This window comes from Zobellia russellii, from assembly GCF_044597075.1.
GTDB lineage: Bacteria > Bacteroidota > Bacteroidia > Flavobacteriales > Flavobacteriaceae > Zobellia > Zobellia russellii.
This window is the reverse complement of record NZ_CP139000.1, coordinates 626,143-647,605: the sequence shown is the minus strand read 5'-3', so window position 1 is coordinate 647,605 and position 21,463 is coordinate 626,143. Positions and strand designations below refer to the sequence as shown.

Here is a 21,463-nt window from a genome sequence, read left to right as displayed (position 1 = left end):
ATTATCATCAATAATGTAATTTATATTTTAGACTACACTATATACTTCGCCTAACTATTATAAGCCAGTTTTCGATATTTATTGGCCCTTTGTCTTCTATATATCAGAATAGCAACTGCCATACCTACTCCAATACCCGCTAATACAGCACCAACAACTCCAGAATATACTACTCCAAAACCATAGGCTATTGGCAAACCGGCCAAGTAAGCACCCGAGGCATTTCCCATATTAAAGGCACTTTGGTTCATTGAGGAACCCAACATTTCGTTTCCTTTTGAGGTATTGATTATTGCCATTTGTATGGGTGTAGATACCGTAAAAGAGGCAAGACCAATTAAAAAAGTCATAATCAGTAAAACATTTGGATTAGTTGCCACTACAGCATTTATTAATAAAAGTAGCACCATAAAACTTAAACTAATGGCCACCGCCTTTAGAGGAACAAACCATTCTGCCATTTTGGCCCCTAGAAAGTTTCCAACCACCATGCCCAGTCCAGCAAGTATCATGGCATAGCTTACCATATTTTCACCCCATCCTGCTACATCGGTCACCAAGGGTGCTATATAGCTGTACCAAGCAAAAAATCCTCCTGTACCGATAGTTGTAAGGGCGATTAGCGCCCAAAGTTCCGTATTTCTCAATCCCTTATTGTCCTTTGAACGCGGTTTAGGCAATTCAGGGGCAATTTTAGGCATCCAGAAAAATACACTCGATATCGCCAAAAACCCAACGACACCTACCATAAAGAAAGAAATGCTCCAATCATAATGGTGTCCAATATAAGTGCCTGTTGGCACTCCAATAACATTGGCAATCGTTAGCCCCGAGAACATTACAGCTATTGCTTGAGCAGACTTACCAGCCTTTACCAACTTACCTGCTACAACGGCTCCAATTCCAAAGAAAGCACCATGTGGTAAACCGGACAAGAATCTAGTAACCAATAAAGTCCCATAACTATCCGCAAAACCGGACAGCGTGTTGAAAAGGGTAAACCATGCCATTAATAACAAAAGAACTGTTCGTGAATTTAGCTTGGCCCCTATTTTCGTCAATAATGGAGCTCCCACTACTACGCCTAAAGCATAAGCGGCTATAGAGTGACCCGCTTCCGGAATAGTTATATGTAAACCTTTTGCTACATCGGGAAGAATCCCCATGATAACAAACTCGGTCAATCCAATACCAAAACCTCCTATCGCTAATGAAATTAGCGCTTTTCTATTTGCTGTGTTTGTTTTCATAATATTCCAATTTGTAGGTTCAAATTAAATCTCTCTTAATCCTTAAAATGAATTAATGGGACCTTTGTCTAATTTGTTAATACAAAATTACAGCACTTGTATGGAAAATGACTTTACACATTTATCCAATATGTTTGCAATATTAACCTAATTGAGCTTATAAGAATCGATTTTATGTTAAGATTTAATATGAAGCTAATGCTCACCTCATTTTTTCGTTACAATTACCTATTTTTGAAAGTTATAATGCACTTATAAAAGTATAGAAGAATTGTTATCTTTTTTCAATCTTGATAAGACCTAACCCTATGATATACCTAAGACTATGCTGTTTATTTCTGTTCACCTTGTTTTTAGCCGGCTGTTCTAAAAGCGAAGAGAAAATGCTTCCCGAAAATCAACAAAATATTAACATAGAAGAAGAACCAGAGGCTCCGGAGCAAGTTACTGAGACCTATTTTACTTTGAATGTTGCTCCAAATTGGCTCAGCGAAGATTCAATTGATAATTGGATCGTAATTCATGATGAAAATGGAGAATTGTTAGCTCATAAAAGCTTTGCAAACGGAATAACCCTAACTTTTGAGGCATTGCAAAAAGAGGTTACCGATATCATACATATTACTACATTAAATGTTGTGACTTCTACCGATTTAACCAAAGAATATCGTTTAGAAAGCCATACCGGTATCCCTAAAAACAGTACTTGGAATTTTAAAAAATCTGTTTTAAGCAAGCTACCATTAACACCTAACCCAAAAGTAGGAACATTTGATATTATCGTAGAAAATTTACCTAATATTCATAGACACTACCTTTCTGGCATAAATGTCATAAGTAACGCAATTTCTGAAATAACAACATCAGACCTGCAACCCACACACTGGAAATTACACATAAAAAATACTAATTTACATGAGCAAGACCATTACATATTAATCATTCTAGATGAGAACCAATCGTTAAAATACATAGAACTAGAACATATTCAAGACCAAGAGACTCTTCATTTAGATTATTCAGATTTTAACGATTTTGATGATTATTTAAATATTGAACTACCCACGATCACCAAATCAGATCCGGCAGTATATATGTTAAAAGATGAAAATGAAACAACTCAAAGTTTATTTACTTTAAGTCATTATTTTAATAGTGCTTATTGGTTTAAAGGACTGGATTTTATCAAAATAGGATATCTTGATCAATACGCAACTTACGATGTTGGCATCAGTTTAGACTTAGGAGACTATACATACAGCTATCAGAAGAAAGGCCCAAAAACTGATGTATTGGAAATTCCGGCCAAACCGATCATTACATATGACGATTCATCTATATATAACTTTAGTTTCGCTACCACTACCGAATACGTTTCAAAGACCAACTTTTGGACTTCTGACTTAGACCAGAATACCAACTCTAACACCTTATGGACCGTGCATTCAGATTCAAGTTCAGAATCAAATATTAACTTTAAAAAATTACCCGATGATATTATGGATTCCCACCCTGACCTAAATATCAATTCAATGATATTTTCTTCTACTCTTTTGAAAATAAAAGGAGCATCCTATTTGACTGATATCGAAAGTGATTACGAGACCAATACACAACAAACAAGTTTTGAAAATGCTTTCATATATGTGAAGCAATGATCAGAAAAGAATTTTCATAACCATTGCAACGAATTCTTCTTATTTTTAAAAAACATGAAGTAGCTTTTCAAGCTAAATAACTACAATATATAATCCGTACTAACAAAGTTGGATAGTTTTGCTTCCAATAACTGCTGAATAGTCTCATTGTTTAGGTCGTTATCCTTGAAGGCCACAAACGTTCTAATTGAAAATGAACGCAAAGCATCATGAACGCTCAAAGTAGCTTGAGCTGAGTCTTTTCTTCCGGTAAACGGATACATATCCGGCCCACGCTGGCAAGAACTATTCAAATTTACACGACATACCAAGTTCACCAAAGTGTCTATAAGTGGCGAAAGCGCGTATACATCTTTCCCGAATAAACTCACCTGTTGACCGTAGTTGCTTTCGGCCATATCATTTAATGGTTCTTCAATATCCGAGAAAGAAAGTACCGGTACAATAGGACCAAACTGCTCTTCTTGATACACCCTCATATCCTTTGTAACTGGGTATAAAACTGCTGGCCATATATAATTATCAAACCGCTGGCCTCCTTTTTTGTTCTTTATTTTTGCTCCTTTGGTAACAGCGTCGTCTATCAACTCTTGAATATAATCCGGTTTTCCAGGCTCTGGTAAAGGGGTCAGCTTCACCCCATTGTCCCATGGGTTTCCAAATTTTAAAGCATCTACCCGTTTGCCATAACGTTTTAAAAACTCCTCCCTTATATCTTCGTGTACATATATTACTTTAAGTGCCGTACAACGCTGCCCGTTAAAGGATAAGGTGCCTGCAATACATTCATCAATAGTTAAATCTAAATCTGCATCGGGCAGAATAATTGCCGGATTCTTAGCCTCTAACCCTAAAACCAACCGAAGTCTGTTACTCTTAGGATGTTGTTCCTGTAATGCATTGGCAGATTTACTATTCCCTATAAGCGCAAGGACATCTACTTTTCCCGTTTGCATGATAGGTGCCGCCACTGCTCTACCTCTACCAAAAATAATATTCACCACCCCTTTTGGAAAGGAAGATTGAAAAGCTTCCAACAATGGTGTAATCAACAAGACCCCATGTTTTGCGGGTTTAAAAATAGTGGTATTCCCCATGATTATAGCGGGAATAAGTAAAGCAAAGGTTTCGTTTAAAGGATAGTTGTAAGGTCCTAAACACAATACAACACCCAACGGACCTCTTTTTATATGAGCATAAACTCCATCTTGCTTTTGAAACTTAGCGGAGTTACGGTCTAACTGCTTGTATTCTTCTATAGTATCGTTTATATAGTCTACGGTACGATCAAACTCTTTTTGACTATCAGGTAAAGATTTCCCAATTTCCCACATCAGAAGTTTTACAATGATTTCCCTCTTAGTCTTCATTTGGCGCACGAAATTTTCCATGCACTCAATACGGTCCTTTACATGCATAGTTGGCCATACTCCTTGTCCTCTACTAAAAGCTTTCATGGCCCCGTCCAAAGCCTCGATTGCTTCCGGTTCCCCCATATCTGGAATAGTACCCAATAATGTAGGCTTGTATTCTTCTGTAGATGATATAGTTGAGTATACTTCGGTAGTATTACCGGACCACGTTTTTAGTTCGCCATTTACCAAATACTTTCTTTGGTCTATTGTATTGTCTATTTGGTATTCTTCGGGTATTGCTTTCATTTTAGGAATGGTTTATTATAGTCATGTAAACTACCTCTAAGAAAGTAGTTATAACGAAAATACATAATTAACAAATTAGATAAGGTTATGAAAATTTTAAATAAGCCTAGCTTTTCAGATTTTCATAAAAGAGTCGCAAATTGTGAAACCCTAGACCAAATATTGAAAAAGGTCTGGTTTATCATTTAGATAATCGCCATAAAAATTATTGGCTTTCATACGCTGCACCAATGGTTTTAAGTCTTCCCGACTTTTCAATTCAATACCTACAATAGCTGGAGCATTTTCTCTACTGGATTTTTTAGAATACTCAAAATGGGTAATATCATCGTCCGGACCTAAAATCTCAGCTACAAATTCTTTTAAAGCACCAGGTCTTTGCGGAAACCTAACTATAAAATAATGCTTAAGCTGGCCATAAAGTAGTGCACGCTCTTTGATTTCTGCAGTTCTGGTGATATCATTGTTGCTTCCACTAAGAATACAAACTACATTTTTCCCTTTTATTTCTTCAGCAAAGCCATCTAAGGCAGCAATGGTCAAAGCTCCTGCAGGCTCAACCACAATAGCATCCCTATTGTAAAGGTCTAGAATGGTTTGGCATACTTTTCCTTCTGCAACGGTAACCATGTTATGGAGTCCGTTCTTACAGATTTCAAAAGTAAGATCGCCCACTTTCTGCACTGCAGCACCATCAATGAACTTGTCAATTTTAGAAAGCTCTGTGTTCTTATTGTTTTCTATGGAAGTTTTCATAGAGGGCGCCCCTTCCGGTTCTACCCCGATAATTTTGGTATTGGGAGATAGTTCTTTAAAAACACCTATTAATCCTGAGGCCAGTCCACCACCACCTATTGCAGCAAAAATATAGTCTATCGGCTCTTTGGATTGTTCCAATAATTCCAAACCTACAGTACCTTGCCCCTCTATTACCTTAGGGTCATCAAAAGGATGAATGAACGTTTTTGAATTGTTTTCGCAGAACGTTTTAGCGCTCTTGGAAGAATCATCAAAAGTATCTCCTTCCAACACGACCGTTACCCACTCACCACCAAACATTTTGGTTTGTTCAATCTTTTGTTTAGGAGTTACGGATGGCATATATACCGTACCCTGAATCTTTAAGTGATTGCATGCAAAAGCTACTCCCTGCGCATGGTTTCCAGCACTGGCACAAACAATCCCGTTTTGTCTTTCCTTTTCCGAAAGCGAACTTATCTTATTGAACGCTCCACGAATTTTATACGAACGTACCCTGTGCAAATCTTCTCTTTTGAGTAGAACATTGGCATCATACATTTTGGATAGGCGTATGCTGGACATTAAAGGCGTAACCGTGGCCACTTGGGCAATAGTTTCTGCCGCCCTTCTTACATCAGATATATTTGGAAAATAGGTCATATTAAAAAACCCTGTCTAGAATTTTAATTCCTCATAATAAGGAAGATAAAATAACCGGACAGGGTTGTTCTATTAATTATACAATAGGCTTCATAGCCGTCATAGAGGCACGAAGTCTTGCTCCTACAATTTCTACCGGGTGATCACGAAGTACCTTGTTAACCGTAATTAATTTTGCGTTATCTACACCGTTACCTTTGTCACCGGCATATGCCTTACCAATTACGTCCGTATCTATTTTCTTCATGAAATCGGTCAATAATGGTTTACACGCATGATCGAACAAATAACAACCGTACTCGGCCGTATCTGAAATCACTCGGTTCATTTCAAATAATTTCTTTCTTGCGATTGTGTTGGCAATTAACGGAGTTTCATGCAATGACTCATAATAAGCAGACTCACCAATTATTCCAGATTCCGTCATACTTTCAAAAGCCAACTCAACGCCAGCTCTAACCATAGCTACCATTAACACACCGTTATCATAAAACTCTTGTTCAGAGATGTTATCATCACCTGCAGGAGTTTTTTCAAAAGCAGTTTCACCTGTTGCTGCACGCCAAGTCAATAAGTTTTTATCGTCATTGGCCCAGTCTTCCATCATGGTTTTAGAGAAATGACCGGTCATAATATCGTCCATATGTTTTTGGAAAAGTGGACGCATGATATCTTTTAATTCTTCCGAAAGTTCAAAAGCCTTAATTTTTGCAGGATTGGACAAACGGTCCATCATGTTGGTAATACCACCATATTTCATTCCTTCGGTAATGGTTTCCCATCCGTATTGAATCAATTTAGAAGCGTAACCAGCATCTATACCTTTCTCGATCATTTTATCGAAACAAAGGATACTTCCTGTTTGCAACAATCCACAAAGGATAGTTTGCTCACCCATTAAATCCGACTTTACTTCCGCTACAAAAGAAGACTCAAGAACACCAGCTCTATGTCCACCTGTACCTGCGGCATATGCTTTAGCTTGCTCCAAACCTTTACCCTCTGGGTCATTCTCTGGATGAACGGCAATTAAAGTAGGTACACCAAAACCTCTTTTATATTCTTCACGCACCTCAGAACCTGGACTCTTTGGCGCTACCATTATTACAGTAAGATCCTCACGAACCTGAGTACCTTCTTCAACAATGTTAAAACCGTGAGAATAGGATAACGTAGCTCCCTTTTTCATTAATGGCATTACTGCACCAACCACAGCAGTATGCTGCTTATCCGGAGTTAGGTTGATAACCACATCGGCACTAGGAATCAATTCTTGGTAAGTACCAACGGTAAATCCGTTTTCGCTAGCGTTTAAAAAGGATTGTCTTTTTTCTTTAATTGCAGCATCACGCAAGGTATAAGCGATATCCAAACCTGAATCGCGCATATTTAGACCTTGGTTCAAACCTTGGGCTCCACAACCAACAATAACTATTTTTTTTCCTTTTAAAGCTGATACACCATCTGCGAATTCTGAAGCATCCATGAACCTACACTTGCCCAATTGCGTCAGTTGATCTCTTAATGATAATGTATTAAAGTAATTTGCCATTTTTCAATCGTGTTTTTCAAATTCCGTCCAAAGTTATACCAGTATAACTTTGGACCTGAATCCTTTATTAAATTAATTATTGATTTTTATTTAGTTATTAGTCTTGATAAAATTCTTTTAGCAAAGCGGTAATCTGCATTTCTTCTTTAGAAACTGAAATACGCCCAGAACGTACAAACTGCATAATACCAAAGGGCTTCAGTTGATCGTACATTTCATTGATTTCGTTTCTCCTGCCCGATTTTGCAATTACAAAAAAGTCCCTGGCAACCGTAACGATCTGCGAATTGTTGTCTTTTATAATATTCTGAATCTGTCTTTCATCAAAAAGTAGATTAGAAGCAATCTTGAATAGAACCGATTCTTGATAAATGGTTTCCTCATCTGTATGATAAAAGGCCTTTATTACCTCTATCTGTTTCTCTATTTGCCCTACGATGTTACGCGTCCACTTCTCGGTAGTATGCACAACTATCGTAAACTTAGAAACACCTTCTATTTCTGATTTTGAAACATTTAAGCTCTCTATATTAATGTGTCTCTTTAAGAATATACCAGAAATTCTATTCAGTAAACCCACATTGTTTTCCGAATATACCGATATGGTAAACCATTGTTTTTCCATTGTTCAATTTAATAGGGTTTTATCGAGCGCAGCCGATAACTAACATTGTATTTTTTTAACCTCTCAACTGCACTTGAGAGCGGATTTTCTTTTAGAACAACCCATTATTTTCACTCACAAACACTTTAACTAACTCATTCTTACCGCAAGAACCAACCCTGTAGACCAGTTTAATTTGGTAAGTGTAAAGTCTTTTCTATTTTCCAAATAAGCCAATAAACGCTCCACATTATCCTCATGTCCTTCTGGCCAATTGGGTTGAGCGGTCATATCATCGATTACATAAAAACCACCCACTTTTACCAAATCTAAAACTTCATCAATTTCGCTGTATTTTCCCGGCCACGCATCGGCAAAGACTAAATCGAATTTTTCACCCGTATAGTTTTTTATCCATTCCGAACCGTCTTCACAACACAATTGAACTCTTTTATCAGACTCAAAATAGTCTTTGACAATAGAGATCAACTTTGGGTCATTATCTACCGAAATTAATTTAGACTCAGCATCCATACCATCTACCATCCAAGATAGACTCAACCCTATTCCCGTACCCAATTCCAAAAAGCTTCCTTTTGGCTTAGAGGATACCAGCGTTTTTAACAATGTACCTATGTACAAATCCGAAGGCATGGTAAAACCAATTTCTTCTGACTTTTGTTCGATTTTCTGATGGATTGCAGGTTTATCCTGTATATTGGAATCTATCACTTCTTTCGCTTATAAATGTTACGTGTTCGCCTATTATCAATCGGTTATTTTAAACGAACCTCAGAAACTGATGCCCCAGAAGGGATCATAGGGAATACATTGTCTTCTTTCTCTACTTTTACTTCTAAGAAATATGGTCCTTTAGAAGCAATCATTTCCTTAACGGCAGTTGTAAGTTCCTCTCGGGTGCTTACTCTTTTAGCCTCTATACTATAACCTTCGGCAATCTTAACAAAATCCGGATTGGTCATAATAGTTGAAGCATATCTCCTATCAAAGAAAAGTTCTTGCCACTGGCGTACCATACCCAAGTGATCATTGTTCAATACCACTATTTTTACAGGTACGTTATGCTGAAAGATCACGCCAAGCTCCTGAATGGTCATTTGATAGCCACCATCACCAATGATAGCGACCACCTCACGCTCCATAGCTCCCATTTTAGCACCAATTGCCGCTGGAAGGGCAAAACCCATGGTTCCTAACCCACCTGAAGTAATGTTACTTTTAGTCTGTTTAAACTTCGCATAGCGACAACCAATCATTTGATGTTGCCCTACATCTGTTACGATTACAGCTTTCTGCTCAGATTCTACATTTATTTGCTCAATAACCTCACCCATAGTCAACCCTTCTTTAGTAGGGTGAATATCGTTTTTGATTACCTGATCAAATTCAATTTTATACAATTTCTCAAACTCATTGCGCCAAGCTTCATGCTTGTTCTCCTTGATCAAGGGCAACAATAGACCCAAAGTTTCTTTTGAATTCCCCAAAACCGCCACATCTGCATGAACGTTCTTGTTTATCTCAGCTTTATCAATTTCAAAGTGAATTACTTTGGCCTGTTTGGCGTAAGTATCCAGATTACCAGTTACACGATCATCAAAACGCATACCTATGGCAATGAGAACATCACATTCGTTCGTTAACATATTGGGTGCATAGTTACCATGCATACCCACCATACCCACATTTAGGGGGTGCTCATTATCCATGGCCGAAGCCCCCATTATGGTCCATGCTGCCGGCACGCCGGACTTTTCAACCAAAGCTTTCAACTCTTCTTCGGCTTTACCCAAAATAACACCTTGACCCCAAACAATAAGCGGTTTTTTAGCGTTATTTATAAGTTGGGCCGCAGCTTCTATAGATTCAACTTTTGGTTTAGGTTCAGGGTTGTAACTACGTACAGCAGTGCACTTTTCATAACTAAATTCAAACTCATCAATCTGTGCATTTTTGGTAATATCAACCAACACCGGACCCGGTCTACCCGACCTGGCAATGTAAAATGCCTTAGCCATTATTTCAGGAATTTCAGAAGCTTCGGTTATCTGGTAATTCCATTTTGTAACCGGTGTAGAAATACCGATAATATCAGTCTCCTGAAAAGCATCCGACCCCAACAAATGACGGGTAACCTGCCCCGTAATACACACCATTGGTGTAGAATCTATCTGAGCATCGGCCAATCCCGTAACAAGGTTTGTAGCCCCAGGTCCGGACGTAGCCATAGCCACACCCACTCTACCGGAAACCCTAGCATACCCCTGTGCCGCATGCGTAGCACCTTGTTCATGACGGGTTAATATATGGGTAAGTTTATCCTGAAACTTGTATAATTCATCATAAACGGGCATAATGGCACCACCTGGGTAACCATATAGCAAATCCACTCCTTCAGCCAACAAACAATGTATAATGGCTTCTGCACCACTAATCTTAAGCTTTGTTTTCTTTGGGTTCACTTCGGTTTTTATTTTAACTGTTTCCATAGGTCTTCATTCCTTATAATAGCTAATTTGCAGAGACCTCTCTGCTCTTGGTTTCTCATCACATTTTCAAGAAACCCTTTCATGTTCATTAAAACTCATCAGTTACGCAACCTTGCGCAGCAGATGACACAGATCGTGCATATTTATACAATACTCCTTTTTTAAACTTCAACTCAGGTTCTACCCAAGATTCTTTACGCTTTGCCAATTCCTCATCCGAAACCTCAACATTAATTGAATTGGTCTCCGCGTCAATCGTAATAATATCACCATCTTCTATTAAGGCAATGTTACCTCCTTCTTGTGCTTCAGGCGAAATATGCCCAACCACAAAACCGTGTGTACCCCCGGAGAAACGTCCATCTGTAATAAGAGCTACATCTTTACCAAGACCCGCTCCCATAATAGCAGCCGTAGGCTTAAGCATTTCCGGCATACCAGGACCACCCTTTGGACCTTCATAACGAATAACCACAACATCTCCTTTTTTGACATAACCAGTACGAATACCGTCATTAGCGGCATATTCCCCATTAAAAACTTTAGCCGTTCCTTTAAAGAGTAAACCCTCCTTACCAGTTATTTTTGCTACAGAACCATTTTTAGCAAGGTTTCCGTACAACATACGCAAATGCCCCGTAGCCTTAATAGGGTTATCCAAAGGCATAATTACATCTTGCCCTTCTTCCAAATCTGGAACTTCCTCTAGGTTCTCCGCCAAAGTTTTTCCCGTTACGGTCATACAGTCCCCGTGAAGTAATCCATTTTTCAAAAGATATTTTAAAACAGCAGGTATACCACCTACTCTATGAACATCTTCCATTAAGTATTTACCACTTGGTTTTAAATCTGCTATAAACGGAGTAGTGTCACTAATATGTTGGAAATCCTGAAGCGTAAAATCTATATCCGCAGCTCTTGCTATTGCCAAGAAATGCAATACAGCGTTGGTAGACCCACCCATTATAGTAACTAAACGGATAGCATTTTCTAGGGATTTACGTGTAACGATATCCAAAGGTTTAATATCCTTTTCTATAAGAATGCGCATTTGCTTACCAGCAGCAATACACTCCTCTTCTTTATTACTGCTAATAGCAGGGTTTGAAGAATTGTAAGGCAAGGACATACCCAAGGCCTCTATTGCAGAAGCCATAGTATTAGCGGTATACATACCACCACAGGCGCCCGCCCCAGGAATGGATTTTTTAATGATACTTCTATATTCGGGCTCTTCCATAGTACCCGCAACTTTCTCGCCCCATGCCTCAAAAGCGGAAACGATATCTAATTTCTTACTGTTATGACATCCTGAAGCTATGGTACCACCGTACACCAAAATTGAAGGGCGATTTAAACGCAACATAGCCATTAACGCACCAGGCATGTTTTTATCGCAACCTACTACGGTAACAAGACCATCATAGGACATACCCTGAACAACGGTCTCCATAGAATCTGCAATGATATCTCTTGATGGAAGTGAAAAACGCATACCCGGAGTTCCCATTGAAATACCATCACTAACTCCAATAGTATTAAAAATAAGGCCAACCGTTTCTTTTGAATTGACACCCTCTTTTACCAACTTGGCCAAATCGTTCAAGTGCATATTACAAGGGTTGCCCTCGTAACCGGTACTTGCGATACCAATTAATGGTTTGCTAAAATCTTCATCTTTAAAACCTATTGCATAAAGCATTGCTTGTGCAGCTGGTTGTGTTGAATCTTGTGTTACGTTTTTACTGTATTTATTCAGTTCCATTAAGCGCTATATAATTGGTTGTTCAGTTTACAATATGTACTCTTTACATTCAAAGGTATTGTTTTCTTTATTTTGGTATTTGCCGTGTGTCTTTCGTATCTAAATCCAATAGTTAAAAAAAATATATAAAATGTTGATTAACAGATTTTTAACCAATATATTTTATCATATTCAATTCACATTAATTCATCAAAATACATCATTAAATCTGCCTCTTATCAACGGTTTTCACAATACCAGGGCTTCAATAACAAAAAAAGGCCTGTATCGAATCAATTGGATACAGGCCTTTCTAAACAATGAAAAACTGCATCACCCCCTTACGAGAATGACGTTTACGACAACAATTGTATGTGTGTTTGTTTTCATTAGAACAATATTAATCAAAAAGATAGGGTTTAACAATAAATTATTCGCAGAAATACCCCCTTTTATTTATGAATTTAATTTAAACTGAATTTCGTCTCCATATTTTTTTTGCGCCAGTATTGACAGGGCTTTGTCTGAGAGCTGCAGTACACGAGGGTACCCCCCAGTAGTCTGCCCATCTTTCATTAACAATATGAGTTTACCGGACGGTGTTAACTGAACCGTTCCGGGAAGCGTGGCCGATGTAATCATTGAATTCTGAATGCCTTCAATTTTTTCCTCTAGCTGATAAGCCATTCTATTATTTTCGTTGGATATGCTAAACTTTTTCGCAAACAACATTTCTAATTGTCTATCCGAAAGGCTTTCATACTCAGGCCCTCGGGTAACCTTTAAATCCGTTTCGCTTAGAAAAGAATCCACCTTTAACTTACTTATCCTAGGTTCAAAATGAGAACAGGCGTCATATTCCACCTCATCCCCATCTACAAAATGATTCTTTTGGGTTACCGAGGAAAAGAGCGACCGACTACCTAAAACCACCGGCGTTTTAAAGCCCTCTTTTACGGCAAGGTAGCTACGAAAACCTTTTTCGAGTTTTCCGTAAGAAAGAATATCACCTTTATTCACTTTCAACACCTCGTAATTACCTACGGGTTCATTATTTAAAGTTGCCGAAAGCAAAGCTCCCCCCATACTAACATAGGTTTCTTTTTCAAACAACAAAGTAGGTCCGGTCATGGTTATTTCCAATACGGCAGCATCATCTTCATTATCCAAAAGCTGATTCACCTTTCTGGCCGAAAATGCATCCATATAACCCGCCACGGGCACTCCCTTGTTCAAATACCCATATCTACCGCTATCTTGGACCGTAGTAAAAAGTCCTGATTTGAGAATCTTAAGCATTTACTATAATTTTTTCAAGTTTATAAATGCCTACTTCGTTTTCTATCTTATGCAAATCATATTCGGCCTTTGTTATTTCATAGAATTGAACCTGGTCACCCACACTTACAAAACAAGGTTCTTCCGCCTTGGGATCGAACATAGGCACAGGGCAGTTCCCCACAATATTCCAACCTCCCGGTGAATCTTGAGGATAAATTCCTGTTTGTTTACCCGCTAGACCTACGGACCCCTTTACAACCTTTGAACGTGGTTGAGGCCTTCTGTTAAACTCCAAAACCTGAGGAAGCCCCCCTAAATATGTGAACCCAGGAAGAAAACCAATTCCGAAAACAGTATAGACATGAGATGTATGAAGGCTCACTATTTCCGTAACGGACAGACCGGATTTTTGAGAAATTTCCTTTAAATCAATACCAAAATCTTTATCATAACAGACGGGAAGGCGCCATAAAACCTGTTCGCGCGCTACTGCTTTAATATCTTCTTTGTACCAATTAAGCAGTTTGGTTTTTAACTCAACAAAATCTATAGGTTCTTTTCTATAGATAAGGGCTACTGAGTTATAGGCCGGTACTATTTCCCAATCCTTATCCTTTAAGCAACACTCTTTAAGGTATTGGGTAAATTGAAGTATATCTTCAAGAATAGTAACATCTACCCTAACAGGCCACTCTAACAAGATTGCATGGATACCAAAGGGCCGTATTGAAATGGAGTACTTATTCACTTTTTAAATAAATATTATGGTTGGGTAATTCTTTAGTAAGATACAATACTATTTCTAATGCCGATGGAGTATCTCCGTGAATACAAAAAGTATCTGCCAAAATTGATGGTTCAGTTTCTCCCATAGTTCTCACTCTATTGAACTTTGCTATTTTAACCACATGTGCTAAAACTTTTTCTTTATCAATTATTAGCGCATTTGGTTTTTGCCTGGAAACCAAACTTAAATCTGGTTCATAGTTACGGTCTGCAAACGCTTCGTACTTTATCTTAAAACCTAACTCCACAGCCTCTTTTGCGATTGCCGAACCATATGGCGCATAAACAGACACCTCACCTTTATATTTTTCAATCGATTTTAAAAAACAAAGTGCCAAGGAGCCATCTTTTGCTATGTCATTATAAAGTGCTCCATGAGGCTTAATGTGACTTAGTCTTGCATCCTCCGTTTTTATAATCTCAACCAAACTTTGTACCTGAAACTTTATGCTCTCCATAAGTGCTTTGGCATCCATTTTCATGGAAGACCGCCCAAAATTAGACTTGTCCGGATATGAGGGATGAGCCCCAATAGCCACATTATGTGCTTTAGCCAGCCGTACTACTTCAGTCATAGTCTCCTTATCCCCCGTATGACCTCCACATGCAATATTACAGGAAGACAATAGAGGCAACAGCTCATTTTCATTACCAACACCTTCGCCCACATCAGAATTTAAATCAATATAAGTATTTGCCATTTTGGAATTTCTAATTTCGAAAATACTGATAAACTTTAAGACTTCCTGTCAGAAACGACCTTCTATTAACGCACTAAACAATTACCAACACTTCTTTCGCAACCCCTCATTTCACCACAGTTTTAACATTTTTTAATGCCGTTTATCTAAAAAATTGCAGTTCATCTAAAACTAGGGTGCCGTATATCGAGTCTACATAATATCCAGAAAAATTACGGGTTATTATTATCCCAAATCGAACTTCCCCCTCATTTTAATCGGGGCCTAATTGACCTACTGAAATGAATTGTTTAGAATGTAATAGAAAACTTGGTTATACAGATCACAAACACTCAATGGACCTTCTTGGTGTTGAATTGTGTAGTGAACATAGACCAAGAATGATAAAACTAGTAGAACTTAACGATACCCCTCGTGAAGCCATACAACTATACTATGGATTAAAAGAAGCCGGAGTGCCTTCTATGTTAGAATGGTGGGACGGTTCAAAATCAATAGATATTGCCATATCTAGAGTAAAACTCAATATTGAAATAGATACGGAATATCATATGATGACCCATGAACAAGCCATTAACGACTTGGAAGAAGCCATGCATTCGTTTAAAAATGGCTTTACCACCATACGAATACCCCATGTACTTATAAAATATTATCTTAAAGAAACCGTTACAAATATTCTAGGGATAATGGAAGGCTTGCGTGTACATATCAAAGCGATATAAACTTAAAACCTATTGCCATGTCAAATAATACAAAGATTTTAAAGACTCCATTGAGAATTTCAATCGCAATTTTGTTGTTGGGCATGCTATCTCGCATTTTTCATTGGCCGTACGCGTCAGAAACTATCTTCTTGGCATTTACAGCCATTCTTATCCTATATACTATACGTTTTTGGAAAAAGGAAACCAAACTGTTTATTGATATCGTTAAAATGGTAATGGTAACCAGTTGGGCACTTAATGGGCTTTTCCGGATAGTTGACCTACCGTTTACCCTACTCTTTCAAATACTAATTGCTATCTCTTTCATTACTTGGTTTATTATGGAAGGAACTGCCTATTTTCTGGACGAGGACCGCAGACAAAAAAACAATATGGCCCGTGTACTGTGGAATTTAGCCATGGTAGTTGGAGCTCTTGCCATTATAGCCGGAAGTCTTTTGAATATGTTAAACGAATCCTATGCCATTCCGCTTCTAGCTGTAGGAATAACTATAATTATTGCTTACATTTTAAAGGACGTATTTGCCAACAACAAAGGAAAAGAAGGTCACGGCAACGGAGAGCTTCAATTGTAATAGCATATATATACAACTTCTTACTCAACACCACTCTTTCTCTATTTACTCGTTTTCAAAATTGAACACCAGCCTATTTAAACACCTCTTCTTAACTTGTCTGAAGAACTTATCTGAACTAACTACAAGCCCCTAGACAGAAACATCTACTGTTCCAAAGGGCTCATTATATCATTTCTCTTTTCTATCTAGATTTATTCCAAAAAACAAAGAACACAAACTATCAATTAGAGCTCAAACCTTAGGTTGTATTGCTTAAAAAAAAGGATAAGGTGTTTTTACATTTATTCCGTTTGTGGAGCTATAAATACCACTTACCGACATTCATGTTTTCAATCGAATTTAATCCCCTTTGCCCGATTGATAAAGGTGTCACTAGCCCATAAAAACGTTTTATATACAAACCCAATTCTTATGAAAGAAAAAACTACTCTTAATGATTACCTTGTTTATGCTTTCTGCGCTTTTTGTTTTTTATGGTCTTTGTATGTCATCTTTTACACAACAGTGACATAAGTACCTGTAAGAACCCATATGCAATAGCATTAGTCATAGGCTACGAGGTATTAAACTCAACTCAATAACCAAATACCTCAACTATTTGTAAAAAATAACCCAAAAATTGTGGGGTTTTTCTTTGTTCTATTATCCGTGTATACTTTTATTTTTGTGAAGGAACAACAGATAAATATTCTATGAAGACAAGAGACAAACTCACTTACGCCTATGTTGCATTCAATGTAATTTTTATAATCGTAATGGCGATTTTCCTATACAAAAATCACCCGTTCTAGGAGTCCCTTAAAATTCAAGCTTAGATTATCTAGCTCCTACTCTGTTTACAGATAGGAGCTTTTTCTTTATTTGTACGCAGTCTAACCAAATTACCCTAACCAACCCTCTCTATCCAGGCTACGATATTGAATAGCTTCCGCTATATGAGTGCCATTTACAGCGTCTACACCTTCTAAATCAGCAATAGTACGCCCAACCTTCAAAATACGGTCATAGGCCCTTGCTGAAAGATTCAAGCGCTCCATAGCATTCTTGAGCAGTTCCTTAGAAGCTTCATCCAATCTACAAAATTCCCGAATCTGTTTGGTGTTCATTTGGGCATTGTAATGCACATTAGGTAATTCGGCAAAGCGTTTGGTCTGCACTTCTCTTGCAGCAGTTACCCGTTTCCGGATTTCCACACTGCTTTCCCCTTTTCTATCTTCTGACAATTTATCAAAAGGAACCGGTGTAACTTCAATATGAATATCTATACGATCCAATAAAGGCCCGGATATCTTACTTAAATAGCGCTGCATTTCAGCGGGAGACGAAGTTACGGGTGCATCCGGGTCATTAAAGTATCCGCCCGGACTAGGGTTCATACTTGCCACCAGCATAAAACTGCTTGGATAGGTAACCGTAAAACGTGCTCTGGCAATAGTAACCTCACGGTCTTCCATGGGCTGGCGCATTACCTCTAACACCCTACGTTCAAACTCTGGCAACTCATCTAAAAACAGTACTCCGTTGTGCGATAATGAAATTTCTCCCGGTTGTGGGTAACTTCCCCCTCCAACTAATGCTGCTGAACTTATTGTGTGATGTGGGTTTCTGAACGGACGCTGGCTCATCAACCCCATATTCTTTATCTTACCTACAACACTATGAATCTTGGTAGTTTCAAGTGCCTCATGCAAGGTCATAGGTGGCAAAATAGAAGGTAATCGCTTCGCAAGCATCGTTTTTCCCGCGCCTGGAGGACCTACTAAAATAATATTATGCCCACCTGCCGCCGCAATTTCCATGGACCGCTTGATGCTTTCCTGACCTTTTACATCGGCAAAATCAAACTCCGGAAAATCAAGGGTTTTATAGAATTCTTCGCGAGTATTAATGATGGTCTGCTCTAACGGTGTTCCGTTGTCAAAATATTCTATTACTTCCGATATGTTATCAACTCCAAAAACTTTTAAATCAGAAACAATAGCCGCTTCCTTGGCGTTTTCCTTAGGTAGAATAAAACCTTCAAAACCCTCTTCTTGCGCCTTTATGGCTATGGGCAATGCTCCCTTTATAGGGTGAAGACTACCGTCTAGAGAAAGTTCGCCCATGATAATGTACTTTTCTACATTATCCGACTTAATCTGTCCCGAAGCGGTTAGAATTCCTATAGCCAAAGTCAAGTCATACGCAGAACCTTCCTTTCTAAGGTCTGCCGGAGCTAAATTCAACGTTATTTTCTTGCCGGGAATTTTATAGCCATTGTTCAATAGTGCTGCCGCAATACGGTAGTTGCTTTCCTTTATTGCATTATCCGGCAACCCTACCAAGTGGTACCCAACGCCTTTATCTACATTGACTTCTACCGTGATAGTTGTTGCATCTACGCCAAAAACGGCACTTCCAAAAACTTTGGTGAGCATAATCTTTATCTATTTAAATTCTATAGTTGGCTTTTATTCAAGTTAATTCTTTGGCGTTAATATAAGTTGAGACTTTGATGTGGAAAGTATCTCCTCTTTATTGAGCATCATTTTACGAAACTCTCCCTTTGCATACATTTCCGCCTGATCCTTATAATGTTCACTAAAAGGATTTCCCGATTGTCCCGTAGGCAGGATGCTCATACTATTCTCCACATCCGAAAAATCTACGACCCTTCTTGTTGATGGCCCGGAACTAACTTTATTAATGCCGTCTTCCGTATACGGAAAATAGGTATTGTTAATAACCTCCCGAGTTCCGTTTATAGCAAACGGACCTACATTAAAAAAAGATTTTAGCGCTTCAACCTGACCTATAGGATGCCCGTGTTCAAGGGTATGCACGTTACCCCAAACCCATGCAGTTGTATCTTTGCTCAATTGATCACCAAGAGCTTCCATTGCTTCCTTAAAAGAAATGGTAACAATATAGCTTTGACTTTCAATGGTACCGGATGTATTTGTATTATCCCACCAAATAGAGCTCTCTTTACCTATTATGGGCGCTATGGTCCGTTTTATAAAGTGTGTATTTAAAATCTCCTCAAAAAGTGTTTCCCCTAATTCGTCCTTAAATGTATTTTTTAAAATAAAATACATCCATCTATGGTATACCGTTGCAGCTATACTTTCCACAGGGTAATCGCCTTTCCAAGCTTTAAGGTTATCCAGAATTTGCAAATGACTATCGTTAAGATCCTCAACATTCACCTTTTTGAGCAATTGGGATACTATTTCTACATTTACAGGCGAGGTGTTATCGGTTATCATATCGCTCACAGCTTCCTTGTCCCAGTCGTCTTTACCCTCTAACAGTTCCTCAATTCTTCGCCCTCTATTTTCAGGCAAATAATAACCAGGGTACAACATACCAGCAATAGAATCCGGTTGATTGTTAGCGGAGTACACATAGTGCCACGGTGGATTTATCGCATGCGGATTTTTACTAAAATCCAAATATTTCTTTTCTACAGGCAGACCTTTTCCTTCTTCATATACAAATTTGGTATTTACGCTGTCCGGAATCTCATAAAGCTTAGCTGCGGCCCACCATGCCACATTATCATCGGCATCACCATAAACAATACCTAGTCCAGGGGCATGTAAATCCACCAAAGCTTGCTCAAAACCATCCAACCCCTTGGCGTACGACATATTATAAAGAGAAGTAAGTAACTTATTTTCAACTTTAGTGAAAATCCACCACATAGAAATGGGTCTATCACCGGTAATTTGATCAGCAATACCATTTAATACCGGACCCCTATTCGTTTTTTTATAAAAAAATTGAACATTCTCAGAATCCTTCACTTTAATGTTTTTTGAGATAACCTCATAATCCTTCCACCCACTACCCTCTTTATATTTTCTTGGATCCGTTGGATGTGTTTTCTCGTAATAGAAATCCACATCGTCATTCTCGAACATGGTCATGCCATAGGCCAGCTTTCGGTTATGACCCAAGATGGGATAAGGAACTCCGGCAAGATGATACCCGTATTTCTCATAACTTGGCGTACTTACATGAGCCTCGTACCAAACTGATGGTTGCGAATATCCAATATGTGGGTCGTTCGCAAAGATTACCTTTCCGCTTTTTGTTTTTTCTGGAGCAATGGCCCAACCATTACTACCTTCAAACAATGGAATTGATAGTTTTTCTAGAGAAGACATCACCTCTGAAATAGATTTACGTATGGAATCGTTTATAGTATTGGGGTAGTTTTTTATCCATAACGTTGTAGTATCACTATGAACCGCCAAATCCTTTAAGTACTCAAACCCCAATTTATCCTTTATTTTACTCAATAACGGATCCGTTTTATGAGCCATAGCAAAACTAAAAGCCATATACCCAAGGGTATTGTAGACATCCTTTAGTTCAAACGGTGTTTTTTCTAAACCTGTTAGATAAAACTCCACGGGAGTGGGTCCTTCCTTTACAAATTCATTTACGCCATCCAAGTACGCTTGAGATAGTTGCACCGCCACATCGGATGAATTAAGTCTTGCCAAAGTCTCCGTAGAATACTCATCTATTCCTAAAGCCAGAAAGAACTTATCCGTACCCAACAAGTCTTTCCCGAACACCTCTGACAAACCACCCTTTCCTATACGCCGCAAAAGCTCCATTTGCCACAATCTGTCCTGGGCATGAACATACCCAAGGGCTTTAAATGCGTCCGTATCATTTTCCGCATAAATATGAGGAATCCCATAAGTATCATAATATACCTGTACTTCTCCGGAAAGATTTTGAAGGGACTTTTCCCCATCATAGTCAGGTTTTAAATGATAGGTGAAACTTCCTACAATAACAGCTAGCACACCAATAAGAGTAAGGAAGCCCCACCCTAAGCGCTTAAGTTTTCTCATTCAAGTCTAAGTTTTGACCTAATATAAGAATTATTTAGAAGGAGTATAAACCTGATAGATGAACTACTATTATGTTCTTCCAAACAGAGTTATACACTTATGAACAATACTAAAAATAGCAATATTTCAAAATTCTAAACACTATATATCTAAAAG

At 38.3% G+C, this 21,463-nt stretch carries 16 protein-coding genes; 3 read left to right on the top strand and 13 right to left on the bottom strand.

What is annotated here, in order from left to right:
• Positions 1–50: 50 nt before the first annotated feature.
• Positions 51–1,250 carry an MFS transporter gene (locus SJY45_RS02630; RefSeq protein WP_400073171.1) on the bottom strand — a complete coding sequence of 400 codons (1,200 nt, stop codon included), beginning with the start codon at positions 1,248–1,250 and terminating at the stop codon, positions 51–53.
• Between the two features lie 308 nt (positions 1,251–1,558).
• Between SJY45_RS02630 and SJY45_RS02625 the strand changes: the two genes are divergently transcribed.
• Complete coding sequence (locus tag SJY45_RS02625; protein ID WP_400073170.1) at positions 1,559–2,908, top strand: hypothetical protein; 1,350 nt, start codon at positions 1,559–1,561, stop codon at positions 2,906–2,908.
• Between the two features lie 80 nt (positions 2,909–2,988).
• Here SJY45_RS02625 and SJY45_RS02620 read toward each other — a convergent pair whose 3' ends face one another.
• The 10 genes from SJY45_RS02620 to pxpA all read right to left on the bottom strand — a co-directional run bounded on the left by SJY45_RS02620 (position 2,989) and on the right by pxpA (position 15,148).
• On the bottom strand, positions 2,989–4,569 hold the full coding sequence (locus SJY45_RS02620; protein ID WP_400073169.1) for an NADP-dependent glyceraldehyde-3-phosphate dehydrogenase: 1,581 nt from the start codon (positions 4,567–4,569) through the stop codon (positions 2,989–2,991).
• Positions 4,570–4,719: 150 nt separating this feature from the next.
• Complete coding sequence (gene ilvA / locus SJY45_RS02615; RefSeq protein WP_400073168.1) at positions 4,720–5,970, bottom strand: threonine ammonia-lyase; 1,251 nt, start codon at positions 5,968–5,970, stop codon at positions 4,720–4,722.
• Between the two features lie 76 nt (positions 5,971–6,046).
• Complete coding sequence (gene ilvC, locus SJY45_RS02610) at positions 6,047–7,522, bottom strand: ketol-acid reductoisomerase (RefSeq protein WP_400073167.1); 1,476 nt, start codon at positions 7,520–7,522, stop codon at positions 6,047–6,049.
• Positions 7,523–7,619: 97 nt separating this feature from the next.
• On the bottom strand, positions 7,620–8,147 hold the full coding sequence (ilvN, locus tag SJY45_RS02605) for an acetolactate synthase small subunit (protein WP_215439386.1): 528 nt from the start codon (positions 8,145–8,147) through the stop codon (positions 7,620–7,622).
• A gap of 129 nt (positions 8,148–8,276) precedes the next feature.
• Positions 8,277–8,858 (bottom strand): O-methyltransferase, encoded by a 582-nt coding sequence (locus SJY45_RS02600; protein ID WP_400073166.1) that lies wholly within the window; start codon positions 8,856–8,858, stop codon positions 8,277–8,279.
• A 44-nt stretch (positions 8,859–8,902) separates the two neighbouring features.
• Positions 8,903–10,636: a biosynthetic-type acetolactate synthase large subunit gene (gene ilvB / locus SJY45_RS02595; RefSeq protein WP_400073165.1), complete on the bottom strand. Its 1,734-nt coding sequence runs from the start codon at positions 10,634–10,636 to the stop codon at positions 8,903–8,905.
• A gap of 88 nt (positions 10,637–10,724) precedes the next feature.
• Entirely contained in the window at positions 10,725–12,401 is a 1,677-nt protein-coding gene (ilvD, locus tag SJY45_RS02590; RefSeq protein ID WP_215439383.1) for a dihydroxy-acid dehydratase, read from the bottom strand.
• Between the two features lie 435 nt (positions 12,402–12,836).
• Positions 12,837–13,679, bottom strand: coding sequence for a biotin-dependent carboxyltransferase family protein (locus SJY45_RS02585; RefSeq protein WP_400073164.1), 843 nt, complete (start codon positions 13,677–13,679; stop codon positions 12,837–12,839).
• Positions 13,672–14,409: a 5-oxoprolinase subunit PxpB gene (gene pxpB, locus SJY45_RS02580; RefSeq protein ID WP_400073163.1), complete on the bottom strand. Its 738-nt coding sequence runs from the start codon at positions 14,407–14,409 to the stop codon at positions 13,672–13,674. The genes SJY45_RS02585 and pxpB overlap by 8 nt, the downstream gene beginning before the upstream one ends.
• Positions 14,402–15,148, bottom strand: coding sequence for a 5-oxoprolinase subunit PxpA (gene pxpA, locus SJY45_RS02575; RefSeq protein WP_400073162.1), 747 nt, complete (start codon positions 15,146–15,148; stop codon positions 14,402–14,404). The genes pxpB and pxpA overlap by 8 nt, the downstream gene beginning before the upstream one ends.
• Positions 15,149–15,528: 380 nt before the next feature.
• Here pxpA and SJY45_RS02570 point away from each other — a divergent pair, with 380 nt between their 5' ends.
• Together SJY45_RS02570 and SJY45_RS02565 are read left to right on the top strand one after the other, a co-directional pair.
• On the top strand, positions 15,529–15,873 hold the full coding sequence (locus SJY45_RS02570; protein WP_353889258.1) for a hypothetical protein: 345 nt from the start codon (positions 15,529–15,531) through the stop codon (positions 15,871–15,873).
• A gap of 17 nt (positions 15,874–15,890) precedes the next feature.
• Positions 15,891–16,451 (top strand): hypothetical protein, encoded by a 561-nt coding sequence (locus SJY45_RS02565; protein WP_215439373.1) that lies wholly within the window; start codon positions 15,891–15,893, stop codon positions 16,449–16,451.
• 884 nt (positions 16,452–17,335) lie between these two features.
• On the opposite strand, the gene SJY45_RS02560 is transcribed toward SJY45_RS02565, so the two are convergent.
• Positions 17,336–18,871, bottom strand: coding sequence for a YifB family Mg chelatase-like AAA ATPase (locus SJY45_RS02560; RefSeq protein WP_400073161.1), 1,536 nt, complete (start codon positions 18,869–18,871; stop codon positions 17,336–17,338).
• Between the two features lie 42 nt (positions 18,872–18,913).
• Positions 18,914–21,307: a penicillin acylase family protein gene (locus tag SJY45_RS02555; protein ID WP_400073160.1), complete on the bottom strand. Its 2,394-nt coding sequence runs from the start codon at positions 21,305–21,307 to the stop codon at positions 18,914–18,916.
• Positions 21,308–21,463 lie beyond the last annotated feature (156 nt).

What these genes read in the sequence shown, in the direction of transcription:
- SJY45_RS02630 (WP_400073171.1), bottom strand. Translation starts at nt 1,250, where the DNA reads ATGAAAACAAACACAGCAAATAGAAAAGCGCTAATTTCATTAGCGATA.
- SJY45_RS02625 (WP_400073170.1), top strand. Translation starts at nt 1,559, where the DNA reads ATGATATACCTAAGACTATGCTGTTTATTTCTGTTCACCTTGTTTTTA.
- SJY45_RS02620 (WP_400073169.1), bottom strand. Translation starts at nt 4,569, where the DNA reads ATGAAAGCAATACCCGAAGAATACCAAATAGACAATACAATAGACCAA.
- ilvA (WP_400073168.1), bottom strand. Translation starts at nt 5,970, where the DNA reads ATGACCTATTTTCCAAATATATCTGATGTAAGAAGGGCGGCAGAAACT.
- ilvC (WP_400073167.1), bottom strand. Translation starts at nt 7,522, where the DNA reads ATGGCAAATTACTTTAATACATTATCATTAAGAGATCAACTGACGCAA.
- ilvN (WP_215439386.1), bottom strand. Translation starts at nt 8,147, where the DNA reads ATGGAAAAACAATGGTTTACCATATCGGTATATTCGGAAAACAATGTG.
- ilvB (WP_400073165.1), bottom strand. Translation starts at nt 10,636, where the DNA reads ATGGAAACAGTTAAAATAAAAACCGAAGTGAACCCAAAGAAAACAAAG.
- ilvD (WP_215439383.1), bottom strand. Translation starts at nt 12,401, where the DNA reads ATGGAACTGAATAAATACAGTAAAAACGTAACACAAGATTCAACACAA.
- SJY45_RS02585 (WP_400073164.1), bottom strand. Translation starts at nt 13,679, where the DNA reads ATGCTTAAGATTCTCAAATCAGGACTTTTTACTACGGTCCAAGATAGC.
- pxpA (WP_400073162.1), bottom strand. Translation starts at nt 15,148, where the DNA reads ATGGCAAATACTTATATTGATTTAAATTCTGATGTGGGCGAAGGTGTT.
- SJY45_RS02570 (WP_353889258.1), top strand. Translation starts at nt 15,529, where the DNA reads ATGATAAAACTAGTAGAACTTAACGATACCCCTCGTGAAGCCATACAA.
- SJY45_RS02565 (WP_215439373.1), top strand. Translation starts at nt 15,891, where the DNA reads ATGTCAAATAATACAAAGATTTTAAAGACTCCATTGAGAATTTCAATC.
- SJY45_RS02560 (WP_400073161.1), bottom strand. Translation starts at nt 18,871, where the DNA reads ATGCTCACCAAAGTTTTTGGAAGTGCCGTTTTTGGCGTAGATGCAACA.
- SJY45_RS02555 (WP_400073160.1), bottom strand. Translation starts at nt 21,307, where the DNA reads ATGAGAAAACTTAAGCGCTTAGGGTGGGGCTTCCTTACTCTTATTGGT.